Raw genomic sequence first — 14,570 nt, 5'->3', positions numbered from 1 at the left:
TCACCCGTGACGTCGCCTGAAGACTTCGCCATCCGCCCCGAGACCGCCCGGGCCGCCACCGGATCGTCGCCTCGCCGGTTCGGACTGCCTACGGCCGGCCGCCTCATGACCGCGGGAACCGAGGCTCATCGGGCGATGCAGAACTGGGCGGTCGTCTGCGGCGCGATCCGTTCGCCGCTTGAATTCACGATCACGCTGAATGCCATACTGAAGCTTCGCGACCAGGGACTGCTGCACGGGATCGTCGTCGCGACGTGGAGCGACGCGTTCCGCGAGACGCCCGAGTTGAGGTCGGACCTGATCCGCAGAAACATCGCCGTCGTCGAGGTTCCCCAGATGCGGGAGGGTGGGAACGGGCAGACGTTTCGCCAGCACCGGCTGTTTCAGGCGGGAGCAATGCAGTGCCCGGACGGCGTGGCGATCCTCAAGATGCGGTCCGACAAGGCGGTCCACCGCCTGCATTTCTTCATCGACCGCCTCAAAGCGGGCCCCGCCCCGGTGTCTGCGGCGCCCTCGATGTTTCGTTCGATGACCCGCCGCATCTCGATTCAGGCGGCGTCGGTCTCGATGCCGTTCAATCATTCCGACATCGTGTTCTACGGCCTGAAGGGCGACCTGTTGCGCCTGTCGCACATGGACCAGATGTACGACTGGACGTTCTTTCCCGGCAGCATGAACGCCGAAATCCGCTGGTTCTCGCGACCGTTCCTGTTCCAGCTCAACGTCTTCAGGCAGTACTTCGAACTGTTCAACTGCCGGGCGATGTCACGGCACGTAATCGACATGGTCGAGGGGGGGCGGTTCGACGCGATTCCGGAGGTCGTTCTGGACGCGATCGCGGCCAATATCGTGTGCATTCACGAGAATTTCGAGATCGTTTCACCCGACAGGTACGACGGCGTGGCGACTGTTCGACAACTATTCGGCTTCGACGATAGCAAGATCGCCAACGTCATTCCCATGACCATGACGAAGCACGTCGCCTGCTACAGCAACGCTGCGGTCGCAGCGGCTGCGCACGGGCAATTTCCGTCCAACAACGGCGGAGACCACCTGAAGGCCGCCTTCGCCCGCATGGCCGATCCGGTTCACGCGGAGCGGAACATCTCCGACGAAGAGATCAGGAAAATCGGCAGCACCTGGTTTCCGGACAGTCCGTTGAACGGCAGCAAGGACAGCATGCTGCGGATCGCCACCTGCGTCCGGGAGCCTCTCGACATGGTGGACGCACCGCTGGACATCCACCTGGAGCCGGACACTTCCGGAAGGCAGATGCCGGAAGAGCGAGCGTTCGTTCAAGAATACCTTGCCGGGCATTGTCACGAAATCGATCTGGCCACCCTGTACTTCAACCTTTCCGAAATGTTTCGCAACGGCGACTCCGTGCAACCGGACGAAGGCCGGGCCCGATACTGGCTGCATCTGTCGGCGGAGGCGCGGCACCGCCCCGCCGAAACGGCCTGGGCCGACCTCCTGAAGCAGGACGGTGATCTCGAGGGCGCCGCGGGGTGGTACCGCAAGGCCGCGCTGCGGGGCGACCAGGCGGCTCAGCGGGAGCTGGCGCTGCTGCTGCGGGATCATCCGATCACGTCGGTAAGCGACAGCTGGGAAGACTGGATGGAACTGGCCGGACAGGGGACCGGCACACCGGAACTGCCTGCCTAGCCTTGGCCGAGGACGCCGGCTCGCCACCGTCTACCCATGAGCACATGCAAGGATCCGAGTCGTCAGATGTATTTGGGATTCAGGGAGTTGGTTTGCTGTACGACGCCACCGCAGGCGTTGGTCCCCACTGAGCCTCGATAAAGACGGCCTCATAGCTATTCTTCGGACCACGGTTCCTGAGATCAGGCGCTGAAAACAGATACGGTCCGCGATATAAGTCCTGTCCCGCCGTTTGACCCTCCGGAGGATCGTAGCCGCCCCGATGAACGACGCCCCTCCAAACCACGCACTCGTGTGCGGCCTGCTGCGTGACGAGCTCGAGTTCAGGATAACGCTTGCTCAGATGCTCGAGGCCCGGTCGGACGGCCTGCTCGACGGCATAGTGGTTTCGACCTGGTTCGGGGAAATCGACACGATTCCGGGCCTCCGGGCCGAACTGCGCCGGCTGGAGGTAAGCGTGGTCGAGACCGAGCCTCCGAAACACAATCTGACAGGGAGCACATGGGCGCAGCACAAGGCGATGTTGCGGGGCCTGCAGGCCATTCCCGACGACGCGGCCGTCTGGAAGTTGAGGACGGACCGCACCGCACATATCCTGCGGCTCTTTCGTCCCAGCCTCGAACGTGGACCGCAGCCGACACGGAGAGCCGGGACCGTGGCGCCCGTGTTCGATCGCCGCGTCGTCGCCATGGCGGTGGTGGCGAGCGTTCCATTCTACGCCGCCGATTTCGCATTCTTCGGCATGAAGCGGGACATCCTCAAGATGATCCACTTCAACGGCGTGTACGACTCGCTCTTCCGTGGCTTTGGCGCCGAACAGCGATTGTGGACGCATCCCTTCCTCGAGGCGTTTCCGCGCCTGTCGGAACTCTACGAACGCGTCAACATTCTCGGCCTCTCCACCCATGTCATGCGGGTGGTGGGAGAAGGCCGCGCCATACCGGAATGCATTCTCTATGTCCTGGCATTCTACTGGCTGAACCTGTTCAACAACATTGAGGTGATCGACCGCCGGACCGCCGCCACCCCTCATCTGACGGTGCGAGGTGTATTGGGCGGCGAACAATGCGGTGCTGTGCGGATCGGATCGGTCGCGTCGCGCTTCACGGTCAGGATCGCGACGTTCAATAGTCAGGCGGCACTGGACAGGCTGGTCGAGGGGGCGTTCGAAGATGACAGCGAGCTTGGCCGCAGCTATCGCCGCATTCTCGCCGATCTGAGGTCGAACGGCATGGACGCCCTCCCCGTGTGGGGTGAGGCCGATGTCGAGACCCTCGGAGAATGGCAGCGCCAGGCACCCGATGCAGAGCTGTTGATCAGACCGAGCATGATCTCGCCGGCGGCCGGCAATCGACCGGCGGGGGACGTTCCGGCGTCGATCCTTACGGGCGAGAAGTTCAGGCATATGCTGGTGCGGGAAAGTCAGGCCGAAAGCCTCGATGAGGAGACCCTCGCGCTGGTGCGGGAAACCCTCGGCCTCGTGCGGACCGGCAAGGACACCGGCAAGCTCTACAACATGATCGCCACCGAACTTCTCCGGTCTGCCGGTGACGACCGTGCGAAGAAGCTGCTCGGCGCATTCTTCCTTCTCCGAGCCGCGGAGAGAGGGGACATCGAGGCGGCGGGGCGTTACGGCTGGCTGGTCTATTCCGGCCGGTTGGAAGTGGAAACGCGAGACGACGCCATGAAATGGACCGGGACTGCTGCCGTGAAGGAAAATCCGCTTGCCCAATACACGTTCTCGCTGATGTGCAGGAACGGCTGGCTCGGCGACGAGCAGGGGCAGGCGGCCGACGACTGGCTTGCAAAGGCCTGGAGCAACGGTTTCACGACGGAAATGCTCGACGCGGTATGACCGCAATGCCGGATCATGCCCTGCCCCGGCAGTTGCCGGCTCCCTGCGATCCATAAGGAGATTCCAGCGTGTTCGGAGCCCATGACGCGCACGTCAGACGAACCTGTGATGCGATCGCCAAGGTTGTCGCCACGCCGCCCTTTCGCGGCCGCGGCTACGACGAGCTGACCATGCTTATCGTCTGCATGACCCCGCGCTCCGGGAGCCAGTATCTTGGATCGGTGCTGCGGGACAACGGGCTGGGTCTCGCCCACGAGCAGTTCCGCTATACCGGCGGATCGATAGAGAAGATCACGAGCAAGTTTGGTCTAACTACGTTCGAGGACTTCGTTCGAAATCGTATAGACGTCAACATTACGGGGGACGGTATTTTTTCCGCCAAGGCGGACTGGATGCAGTTTCTGCCGTTATACTACCTCGGCGCGTACGCGCATTATTTCACCGGCGCCCACTACGTCTACCTGTCGCGACGCGACCGGCTGGACCAGGCCATCTCGCGCTATATCGCGACGGAGTCCCGGTATTTTCACACGACCTATACAGAACATAGGCAGGCGGTTAAGGATGTTCCCTTTTCCCTCGACGGCATCAACATGCATCTCAGCCACATCCTGTCTCTGGAAAACGCATGGGAACAGTTCTTTTCTTCGGAAGACATTCGACCACTGCGAATCTATTACGAGGATCTGGAAGCCGACCCCGCCAGCGTCCTGGCGGACATCTTCGCCCACCTCGGCCGAGAGGCGCCACCCGCGCCGGTCGTTGAAACGGAATTCCGGATCGTCCGGACGGAAAAGAACCGCCGCTTCAGGGATCTTTTCCAGCGGGCACGCCAGTCCGACCGTTCAGGGTTCACGCTCGGCTATACGCAACCGGCACCCTGACGGACATGCACCCCAGGCCGACGTTGTCCGGGGCTATCCCTTCAACGCAATCTCGAGCTTCTCTGAGCTCTTCGATCGCGAACGGTTTGTTCAGAACCTGATACTCCTTGAAGTTCTCCAGCAGTGCGACGCGCCCGTATCCCGTGCTGAACACGAACGGGATCCCGCGCGCGCGCAGGATCTCGGCGGCGGGGAAAACCAGATGTCCATCGAGGTTCACGTCAAGGAGCGCGAAATCGATCGCTTCATCTCTCGCCGCGGCAACGGCCCTGGACAGGGACGCCGCAGATGCGACGACGTCGCAGCCGAGATCCGCCAGCATCCCCTCGATGAGAAGGGCCACCATACCCTCGTCCTCGACCACGAGTACGCGCAGGCCGGCAAGCTCAGCCATTCGGGGTCACACGTGCCGCAGTCCCGATGGGAAAGGTCAGACGGCAAGACAGCCCGTGCGGCTCGAAAGCCAGATCAAGCTCCCCGCTGAGATCGCGCTCTATGCACCGCTCGATGAGGCGGCTGCCGAACCCGCGCCGTACCGGTGCCACCACCGGAGGCCCCTCAAGTTCCTGCCAAATCAGGTCCACCAGGGTCTGATCCTGCGTCTCGCGCAGCTGCCACACGAGAGAAAGCCGACCGTCCTCGCAGCTGAACGCACCGTACTTCGCAGCGTTGGTGGCAAGTTCGTTCAGGGCCATGGTGAGACTGAGCGCAGCTCTTGGATTGAGTGTGATCGGCGGCCCCTGGATCTCCACGTTCTGGTCCGCTCCCGCCAGCAGCGGGCGCAATATCGCGCGCACCAGATAATCGAGCGGCGCATCCTCCCAGTGACGTTTCGTCAGGAGATCATGCGCGCGCGCCAGGCCCAGCAGACGCTTTTCGTATCTCGTGGTGAAGTCCTGCAACCCCTCGGAATGTCGCGCGGTCTGCATTGCCAGCGACTGTACCGTGGCGAGCATGTTCTTCACCCTGTGGTTCAACTCGTCGATAAGTGTCTTCTGGCGATTTTCGGCCTGTTTGCGCTCGGTGATGTCGACCATCATGTTGATTGCACCGACGAGCTTGCCGCTGGCGTCGTGCAACGGGGTCGGATAGGGCACAAAGGGCACCAGCGTACCGTCAGGGCGCTCGGCCATCGCCTCGACGCCACGGACCGGCCTGTTCTCCTTCAGCGCCACTGCCATCGGGCACTGGTCGTGCGGCAACGGGGCCCCGTCGGCGGTATAGAGCCGCCACGAGATGCACCAGTCGTCGCCGATCTGCGGGGTCCGGCCGGCCAGGTCGATGCAGGCCTGGTTGAAGAACGTCACGCGACCGTTCGCATCTGTCGTGTAGACCGCTGCAGGCAGTGCCTCGAGCAGATCGCGCATGCGTTGCTCGCTTGCCCGGATGCGGTCCTCCATGAGCTTGGATTCGGTGACGTCCTGAATGACACGGACGCCGTAGCGGAAACGCCCCTCCTCATCCCGGACGGCGGAGGCGCGAACATCGAGATAGACAATCTCCCCATCCGGCTTGCGAGCCCGTTTCCGGACGGAGTAGTTGTCCAGCTCTCCTCCCACCTGTCGGGCGAAGGAGGTCGCATCCTCCTCCCGATCCTCCTCCATCGTATAGTCGAAGAAGGTCATCTGAAGGAGTTGCTCGCGCGAACGGCCCAGCATTCTGCAGAAGGCGTCGTTCACGCGAGACAGGCGACCGGTCTCGTCGGCCTCGGCGATGCCGACGGTCGCTGCCTCATAGGTCGCGGACAGCCGTTCCTCGCTTTCGCGACGGGCACGCTCTGACTCAAACAGATGCGTCATGTCCATCGTGAAGCAGCGCGTGTTCACGAACTTCCCATTCTCGAAACGGCTGTTCGAGGTGATCACCACGTGCTTGATCGACCCGTCCCTGGCCCGCAGGCGGGCCGGATAGCGGTCCAGCTTCTCACCGCTTGCAAGCCTGTTCAGGATGTCGCCGATCACAGGTGCGTCGACGTGAAATTCTGCGATGTGGCGGCCGATGTACTCGTCCGCCGGGTACCCGAGAAGTGCCAATTCGGCCTGATTGGCGCGCTGAATCGTGCCTTCCGAACTGACGATGTGGAGGCCGATTGCGCTGTTTTCGAAGAAGTCCTCCAGGTCCCGGTTCTTGCGAGCGACCTCTTCTTCCATCGCCTTGTGGGCCGATATGTCCTGGAAGCAGTTGATCGCGCCCTGCACATTGCCCCGGTGATCTTTCAGAGCGCGAATATTGGCCAAGGCGGTGAAGAAGGTGCCGTCCGGGCGCTGTATCACGACCTCGGCGTTTCTCATGTCGCCGCCCGAACGCACCGCATTCGCCATCGGGCAGTCGGCATGCGGTAGCGGCGTTCCATCCGTCTTTAACAGGCGGTGGGAGCCACAGAAGCGCTCCCTGGAGCCGTTCAGGTCGGGGGAGCGGCCCCACAGCGCAGCCGCTTCCGAATTGAACCGGACGAGCCATCCTTCATGGTCGCAGATGTAGACAGCGCCTGGAATTGCCTCGAGCACGGTGGGCGACGCCGCCACGAGCGCATCGAATTCGCTCAGTCTGCCTGCGGGGGCAGGAAATTCTTCAACGGTGGACATGGGGCGTAACCTTCCGCCGTCCCGAAGGCGGTGAGTACTCTCGCGGGAGCCGCGGGATACATGACGATGTTGGATCTGGACTCACTCACCTTCCCCCGAAACGCACAGCCAGCAGGATGCAACGCCGTGGCACGGGAATGGTTCCTTCGGTGACTGACATTATCCGAAATTAGTGAAACGGCTCGTAAAGACGGATGCAGCAGCCGGCTTGGTATATCGCGATGCCATCAGTGGGCGGCTGGAGTCCGCGACGAGAGGTGCGCGATCCTGCTGGGGCCGGTTCAGTCGCTGGCGGAATCGGCCGCGGTATCGGCGAGCGTGTCAGGACCCCTGCATAGAGTTATCCTGCGTGCGGGATACTCCTCCGTCGCGGCATGGAAAATGGCACGGGCGAGATGCGCGCTCAGGGCTCGCGCGAGTACTCTCTCGACCTCTCCACACCTTTCGGCATCCCAAAGCTCGATCCGGTAGGGAAGGTCCTCGTCTGCATCGGACGCAGGCGAATTCGCTGACATCCTCGCCGGCCCTAGTGTGACGGGCCGTTCCATCGGGAGACGATGCCATTCTTGTGTCGCAGCGTTATGTAACGTTCGACATGCTCCCGCGTCGCGGCATAGTACGCCGCGTAACCAATGGTGGCATTGGCAGTGACTGCGAGTACCTGCTCAACACTCGTCTTCGTCGCGTCCCAGAGTTCGACCCGGTAGGGGAGGTCGTCCCGCGCGGAGGCGCCGCTGCGGTCTTCCGCCCCGTCCGCGTCTCCGTCATCGGGCTCTGCTCCGGGTGCAACTGCGAGCGGCAGCCTAACCAGGGCCGGCACTTGCAATCGGAGAGGAGACTGAGCGGTCATCGGTCGATACCCGTTGTAATGGGAGAGCGCTGCACGTAACGTCGATTCCTTCGGGCTTTCGGCGCAATCGGGCTCACAATGGCACCCAACCTGGAAAATGCGCAACAGATCTCTGAGGCTCACCGTCTGGAGCTTCTGATCGATGCGGTCAGCGACTACGCAATCTACATGCTCGATCCCGAGGGTTTCGTCACCACGTGGAATCCGGGTGCCGAGAAGATAAAGGGCTACAGCGCTGCCGAGATCATAGGGCAGCACTTCTCCACGTTCTTCACGGCAGAAGATCAGGCGGCGGGGCTCCCGGAAGCGATCGTTGCCTCGGCCCGCGAGACGGGGCGCCACGAGGCGGAGGGCTGGCGCGTTCGCAAGGACGGCACCCACTTCTGGTCAAACGCCATCCTCCAGCGTGTCCTCGATGAGAAAGGACAACTGATCGGCTACGCGAAGATCACCCGCGACATAACGGAACGAATGGCCGCCGACCGCGCCTTGCGGGAAAGCGAGCGTCGCTTCCGTGTGCTGGTGGAAGGGGTGGTGGACTACGCCCTCTACATGCTCGATCCCAGCGGAATCGTAATCAACTGGAATACAGGCGCGGAGCGGCTGAAGGGCTACACGGTAGACGAAATCGTCGGGCATCACTTCTCGAAATTCTACCCGAAGGAGGATCGAGCCAGGGGCATTCCCGCCAGGGTCCTCGAAACGGCTATCCGTGAAGGGCGCTACGAAGGCGAGGGCTGGCGGGTCCGCAAGGACGGCAGCCGCTTCTGGGCGTCTGTGGTGGTGGACGCGATCCGCAACGAGGCGGGCGAACTGGAGGGCTTCGCCAAGATCACGCGGGACATCACCGAACGGCGCGCCGCGCAGGAGGCACTGCGCGAAAGCGAGCGCCAGTTCAGGCTGCTGGTCCAGGGCGTCACGGATTACGCCCTCTATATGATCGACCCCAACGGGATCGTCACAAGCTGGAATTCGGGAGCCGAGCGCATCAAGGGATACGCCGCCGATGAAATCATCGGCCAGCACTTCTCCCGCTTCTACACCGAGCGCGACCGCTCTGCCGGCAAGCCTTCACGCGCCTTGCATACGGCGACGCAGGAGGGGCGCTTCGAGGCCGAGGACTGGCGGGTGCGCAAGGACGGCACCTTGTTCTGGGCGCACGTCGTCATCGATCCGATTCGCGATGAACCGGGCGAACTGATCGGTTTCGCGAAGATCACACGGGACATCACGGAGCGCCGCGAGGCGGAGCTGGCTCTCAAGGAAGCACAAGCGCAGCGGGCGCATGCACAAAAGATGGACGCCCTGGGTCAGCTGACGGGAGGCGTGGTGCATGACTTCAACAACCTCCTGACGATCGTGAGCAGCTATGTCCGTCTCGTGAAGAAGGCCGTGGCCAGCGATCCTTCGGCCAGCAAGGCCACTGAATCGGTGGAACTGGCCATCGAACGCGGCGTTGCCCTGACCCGCCAATTGCTGAGTTTCTCCCGCAAGCAGACGGCTGCCGCCGAAGTGCTTTCGGTCGGCGAGCGCATAGAAGCCGTCCAGCGGATGTTGGGAAGTTCCTTGAGTGGCCAGGTATCTCTGGCTTCGGCTGTCGCCCCCGAAACGTGGAAAATCGAAGCCGATCCCGGTGAATTCGAGCTCGCTCTCATCAACACTGCCCTAAACGCCCGAGACGCCATGCCTGACGGTGGCGTCGTGACGATTACAACGGAAAACATTACCCTCGCACGCGGTGAGCTCCGCGAGGATCTCGAGGGCGACTTTGTCGCAGTGCGTATCGCCGACACCGGCACCGGGATCGCTCCGGATGTACTCGAAAAGGTGTTCGAGCCGTTTTTCACGACCAAGGAGAACGACAAGGGGACGGGACTGGGGCTATCTCAGGTATACGGATTCGCAAAGCAGTCGGGGGGCACCGTCACAATCGAAAGCGAATTGGGCAGCGGAACCACCGTCAGCCTTTATCTGCCGCGTGCGTCTCGGGCTCCAGGCGAGGACGATGGCATCGAGGCGGAGATGAATCCGACGAGCGACGCGGCGCTGATTGCCGACGACGACCCGGATGCTGCGGCCGGTGTCACAGCGAAGACAGGGCAAGCGCCCGACGGGAATGTAGTGCCCCTGCGAAAGTGTCGCCGTTCTCCCGGATCAGATGCGCAGCAATAGTTCCCTGCGCCAGCGGACCCAGTTGCCGATGCGGTTCATGCAACCACGCCCCCGACGACTCACCCGGCACTGAGGCTGGCTCGACAGCCCGTTCCATACTTCGCGGTGCCGGCGGCAGCAACTTTCGGTGGCGGACCTTCCGCAGCCCTTGATCATCATTGAGCAGAAGCGGACATGCGGTACTCGATCGGGGAGAGGCCAGCGAACCGACGGAATGCACGCGAAAAATGCGAAGGGTTCTGGTAGCCGGTGGCAATTGCGATATCCGTGATCTTGATATCGAGATTCGCCAAAAGGTCGCAGGCGACCTGGTACCGGGCCTCGGCAACAAGACGGGAGTAACTTACACCCATGTTGTTGAGTTGACGTTGCAACGTCCGCTGGCTCATGCCGAGGATCTCGGCCACTTCGAGAAGCAGGAGCGGCTTCTCGCGGAAATACGGTTTGACGATCTCCCGGATCGTGTCCAGCGGACCTGCCGAATGGCTGATCTCCGCGTGCTCCTCGCAGTCGCCCGTCTCCGGCACCACCGGCGAATTGCTGGGCCTGGCCAGCACATCCCGCGGAACCAGCACGGAGGTGTGAATTTGTGACATGAGCATCCGCGTGTTCGGAAACGCTTCCTTCGCGCGGTCATGTGGCGCAAAATCTGAAACGAAGGTCACCTCTTCGGGTGTCCATGCGGCGCCTGCTATGCAGCGCACGATCGACACAACCGCCTGCAGGTTCATCCATTCGGTGCAGACGAAGCCGGCGGTGTGTTCGAGCCCGGGCTGGTCGCAGACCACGCGTACAGATGCACCCTCCGGATAGATCGCGCTGAAGGCTGCAGTGTCTTCTCCTTTCCGATAGCGAAGAAAAGTCTGCAGCAGTGCGAAGCCACTCTGCGCGTTGAGGATCGCTTGCCGGAACTCGGGTCGAAGGTCCCTGAGAGTTGCCCGTTGCGCGGCCATGAATCCCAACTCCATTGCACCTCCGGCGCCGCCATCCTGTGCCACAAAATCCATTATTCTCGGCAGGCTGAGGTAGAGATCCGGTGACTCTTCCGTCGTGGCCGGCAGGCCCGCCCGCGTCAGGCAGTCCCAGACCGGAACCCCGATTTCCCGCAACACGGAGAGGTAGAGGTTGAAATGTGCGGCTCTAACGAGGGGAACCTGTCGCAAACCAAACTCCAGTTTAGGCAAAGTATCGACGATGGGGACAAAGGTGCATCATCGGCCGAGATAATCGCCGGCGTTCGGGGACCTGCTGAAGGTGGATGCCGATCGCGAACGATATCGAGGCTGGTTGCTCGCATGCCCGTGTTGCAGGCGCACGGCTTCCGCGCTTGAACCGCCTGTCGTCGGGGTGGAAATCGGTACGCCGACGGCAGGAGCGACGATCAATGTTGCGAGCCCAAGCGGCCCGGTGGCCGGCGGCGAAACAAACTGATTCTCACGTTGGCGCGAAATGGTCAGCACCGAGATCCGCCTTTTGCTAACTTCCGCAAGATTCAATCCTCCACCTCCGATGCCCGCTAGCAGGCCTCGGGATGCACGCCGACTCCGAACCCCACTGACCATGAAACGCTTGGCCACGAACCCGGTCCCAACTCCTGCGGCCACCGTTGCAGCGAACCCGTCCTCTCGTCCTGGGATCTCGCTTCGGCGGTAAGGTCGTGACGGGGCAAACCAGACGCGGATACATCTGCCTTCGCCCGCACACGCCAATTCCGTTTGAACTGATTGGCGACTTTATCGGAACCACTGTTTGAACTGAACCTGGGGAAGTTTCTATGCGCTACAGGATATTACCGGTCCTCACAGCCTCGCTGTGGATCGCCCTATTTCTATCGGCGGAGTCAGTACAGGCCCAGAGCGAATCGAAGCCGAATATCGTCTTCTTTCTCGCCGACAACACCGGCTTCGGCGACTGGGGCGTCTATGGCGGCCAGGTGGAGACGCCGAACATCGACCAGCTGGCTTCCGAGGGCATGCGCTTCACCAACTACAATGTGGAAGTACAGTGCACGCCCTCGCGTTCGGCGATCATGACCGGACGGCACCCTGTTCGCTCCGGTACTTACAATGTTCTGCCGCCGTCCAACGGCGGCCCGGCCGGGATGACGCCGTGGGAATACACCATCGCGGAGTTGCTGTCGGACGCCGGCTACAAGACCGCGCTCTACGGCAAGTGGCATCTGGGAAACATCCAGGGCCGCCTGCCGAACGATCAGGGCTTCGACGAATGGTGGGGCATCCCCAATAGTTGGGAGGAGTCCGGTTACACGACCTATCCGCTATACAACGCGATGATCGAAGAGATCTTCAAGGAACGCAACATCACCGAGGCTTTGGACGCGCCGCCGCATGTCCTGGAAGGGAAGAAGGGCGAGGACTCGAAGGTCGTGATGGAACTGGACATGAAGGTCCGACCCATCATCGATGGGGAATATCTGATCCCGAAGACCGTCGAGTACATCAAGAAGCAGGCTGCCGCGAAGGAACCGTTCTTCGTCTACCTCGGTTACTCGGAAATGCATCCGCCGATCGTTTGCAACCCGGAGTTCGTTGGCAAGTCCTTAAAGCACAGTGGCATGTACGCCGACTGTATCGCCGAGATGGATCACCGGGTCGGGCAGGTCATGGATGCTGTCAGGGAGGCGGGCGTTGAGGACAACACCATCTTCGTCCTGAGCAGCGACAATGCCACCAGTGGCCTGTCGGCCAACGCTGGCGCTGTAGGCGGCTCGAACGGTCCGTTCCGCGGCAATTTCTTCTACACGCCTTACGAAGGAAGCATGCGCGTGCCGGCGATCGTCCGCTGGCCCGGCAAGATTCCCGCCGGGGCGGTCAGCAACGAGATCGTCGCGGCGGTCGACTGGTTCCCCACGCTTGCGGAGATGACCGGAAGCTCGCACCTCGTGCCGACAGACCGACCGGTCGACGGCATCGACTTCTCCAAGCTTCTACTGGGCGAGAGCAAGGAGTCGAGCCGGGAACACTACATGTTCTTTGGCGTGGACGGCGAACTGATGTCGATCAAGTGGCGCTACTACAAGATGATCAAGCGTGGGTTCCGCGACCCGCAGCTTGCGACCCTGAACCAGGCCGCCGAAGTCTTCCAACTCCCGAAGTTCTACAATCTTTCCAACGATCCTCAGGAGGATTTCAATCTGTGGGACACGGAGCTGACGATGACCTGGATTTTCGCACCGATGCTCGAGATCGAAGGTGCCTATAAGAAGAGCGTCGAGGAATATCCGAACATCCCGCCCGGAACCGAGGACTTCAAAGGTTATACCGCCCGGAATTGACGTTCGTGTTGCGAAGTGGCGACTTCCGGCCCGGGGGTCGCCGATTCGCTGGGCTGCGTATCTCCGGCTCGGGAATTGACGGCGGTTGGTGCGTTTGTCGCGAGTCGCTATCCGCCGATTCCGGTCCGGGCTTTCCGATGAGGCAGGGATGACTATACAGCGTTCCAGGTCGCTCAGGGGAGCGGCAATCCTGTCGCTCACGGTTCTGTCGGTGGCCATTGCGTCTTCCGCCCACGCCGATGAGGGCGGAGTGAGCTTCTGGCTCCCCGGCCAGTATGCCAGCTTCGCCGCCATTGCGCCGACGCCAGGCTTCTCCCTGCCCACGCAAAGCTATTGCTATGCGGGCAAAGCCGGAGGCGACAGGGCGCTCAATCGCGGTGGCGGCCTGAGCTTTGGTCTCGAGGCAGACTTCTGCGGACAGTTCTTCGCGCCGACCTGGACTCCGGACACGACCATATTCGGCGCGCGACCGAGCATTTCCCTTGCGTTCTTTCCCGGCTGGAACGAGACCTCTGCCAACGTCAACACTCTGGCCACGTCAGCAAGCCGGACCGACGTCGTGACGGGCTTCGGCGACCTCTATCCGACCGCACAACTGTTCTGGGACAAGGGCTTGCACAACTGGATGGCCTACCTCACCGGTGACATCCCGGTCGGCAGCTACGATCCCAATCGCCTTTCCAATCTCGGAATCGGTCATGCAGCCATCGACGCCGGAGGCGCATATACCTACCTCAATACCAAGACCGGATGGGAATTCTCTGCGACCGCCGGGCTGACCTACAACTTCGAGAATCCCGATACCGACTACACCAACGGCATCGACTTGCATGTCGACCTGGGTATGTCCCGGTTCCTGAATGAGCAGTTGTTTGTCGGTCTCGTCGGCTATGCCTACGTGCAACTGACGCCCGACAAGGGGCAGCCCCCAGTCCTTGGCTCCATGGAGAGCCGCACCTTTGCCGTAGGGCCGCAACTTGGCTACACCTTCAATGCCGGGGGCGTACCAATCTATACAAACCTTCGGGGCTATTACGAGTTTGGGGCCCGGAACCGGACGGAAGGCGGAAGTCTGTTCCTGACGATCAACGTGCCTTTATCGGCCATGGCCCACAAGCAAGTGCACGACTGATGGGCGCTCTGAGACAATTGGCGGTTCGGACTCCAGTCGAGCCGGACGTTGGCCCCGATCGCAACGTCCGGACGGGCGGTATCCCTGCATCAAGGAGTCGCGACGACATTTACGTCTGCAGCGGATGCGACC

The 14,570-nt window shown here is 61.9% G+C and carries 9 protein-coding genes; 6 read left to right on the top strand and 3 right to left on the bottom strand.

Annotated features, from left to right (window positions below; translation table 11 throughout):
- Positions 1 to 6 precede the first annotated feature (6 nt).
- The 3 genes from V3328_RS12940 (at position 7) to V3328_RS12930 (ending at position 4,404) form a co-directional block, all read left to right on the top strand.
- Positions 7 to 1,665, top strand: coding sequence for a tetratricopeptide repeat protein (locus tag V3328_RS12940; protein WP_340330093.1), 1,659 nt, complete (start codon positions 7 to 9; stop codon positions 1,663 to 1,665).
- Between the two features lie 262 nt (positions 1,666 to 1,927).
- Positions 1,928 to 3,520, top strand: coding sequence for an SEL1-like repeat protein (locus V3328_RS12935; protein ID WP_340330092.1), 1,593 nt, complete (start codon positions 1,928 to 1,930; stop codon positions 3,518 to 3,520).
- Positions 3,521 to 3,588: 68 nt separating this feature from the next.
- Complete coding sequence (locus V3328_RS12930) at positions 3,589 to 4,404, top strand: Stf0 family sulfotransferase (protein ID WP_340330091.1); 816 nt, start codon at positions 3,589 to 3,591, stop codon at positions 4,402 to 4,404.
- Here V3328_RS12930 and V3328_RS12925 read toward each other — a convergent pair.
- Both V3328_RS12925 and V3328_RS12920 read right to left on the bottom strand, forming a co-directional pair.
- Positions 4,373 to 4,798 (bottom strand): response regulator, encoded by a 426-nt coding sequence (locus V3328_RS12925; RefSeq protein ID WP_340330090.1) that lies wholly within the window; start codon positions 4,796 to 4,798, stop codon positions 4,373 to 4,375. The genes V3328_RS12930 and V3328_RS12925 overlap by 32 nt on opposite strands.
- Complete coding sequence (locus V3328_RS12920; protein ID WP_340330089.1) at positions 4,791 to 6,989, bottom strand: PAS domain-containing sensor histidine kinase; 2,199 nt, start codon at positions 6,987 to 6,989, stop codon at positions 4,791 to 4,793. The genes V3328_RS12925 and V3328_RS12920 overlap by 8 nt, the downstream gene beginning before the upstream one ends.
- 928 nt (positions 6,990 to 7,917) lie before the next feature.
- On the opposite strand from V3328_RS12920, the gene V3328_RS12915 reads away from it, so the two are divergent.
- Positions 7,918 to 10,011, top strand: a complete 2,094-nt coding sequence (locus tag V3328_RS12915) for a PAS domain-containing hybrid sensor histidine kinase/response regulator (RefSeq protein WP_340330088.1) — start codon at positions 7,918 to 7,920, stop codon at positions 10,009 to 10,011.
- 155 nt (positions 10,012 to 10,166) lie between these two features.
- Here the strand turns inward: V3328_RS12915 and V3328_RS12910 are convergent, their stop codons facing one another.
- Positions 10,167 to 11,174, bottom strand: coding sequence for a helix-turn-helix domain-containing protein (locus V3328_RS12910; protein ID WP_340330087.1), 1,008 nt, complete (start codon positions 11,172 to 11,174; stop codon positions 10,167 to 10,169).
- Between the two features lie 611 nt (positions 11,175 to 11,785).
- On the opposite strand from V3328_RS12910, the gene V3328_RS12905 reads away from it, so the two are divergent.
- Together V3328_RS12905 and V3328_RS12900 are read left to right on the top strand one after the other, a co-directional pair.
- Positions 11,786 to 13,306 carry an arylsulfatase gene (locus V3328_RS12905; protein WP_340330086.1) on the top strand — a complete coding sequence of 507 codons (1,521 nt, stop codon included), beginning with the start codon at positions 11,786 to 11,788 and terminating at the stop codon, positions 13,304 to 13,306.
- Positions 13,307 to 13,556: 250 nt separating this feature from the next.
- Entirely contained in the window at positions 13,557 to 14,438 is an 882-nt protein-coding gene (locus tag V3328_RS12900; RefSeq protein ID WP_340330085.1) for a SphA family protein, read from the top strand.
- Positions 14,439 to 14,570 lie beyond the last annotated feature (132 nt).

This window comes from Microbaculum marinum (genome assembly GCF_037855135.1).
In the GTDB taxonomy this organism is placed as follows: domain Bacteria; phylum Pseudomonadota; class Alphaproteobacteria; order Rhizobiales; family Tepidamorphaceae; genus Microbaculum; species Microbaculum marinum.
Note: the sequence above shows the minus strand (reverse complement) of the source record. Positions and strands in the feature narration are given on the sequence as shown.

Bases quoted from the DNA above. Each gene is read 5' to 3' on its own strand.
- V3328_RS12935 (WP_340330092.1), top strand. From the start codon at position 1,928: ATGAACGACGCCCCTCCAAACCACGCACTCGTGTGCGGCCTGCTGCGT.
- V3328_RS12925 (WP_340330090.1), bottom strand. From the start codon at position 4,798: ATGGCTGAGCTTGCCGGCCTGCGCGTACTCGTGGTCGAGGACGAGGGT.
- V3328_RS12920 (WP_340330089.1), bottom strand. From the start codon at position 6,989: ATGTCCACCGTTGAAGAATTTCCTGCCCCCGCAGGCAGACTGAGCGAA.
- V3328_RS12915 (WP_340330088.1), top strand. From the start codon at position 7,918: ATGGCACCCAACCTGGAAAATGCGCAACAGATCTCTGAGGCTCACCGT.
- V3328_RS12905 (WP_340330086.1), top strand. From the start codon at position 11,786: ATGCGCTACAGGATATTACCGGTCCTCACAGCCTCGCTGTGGATCGCC.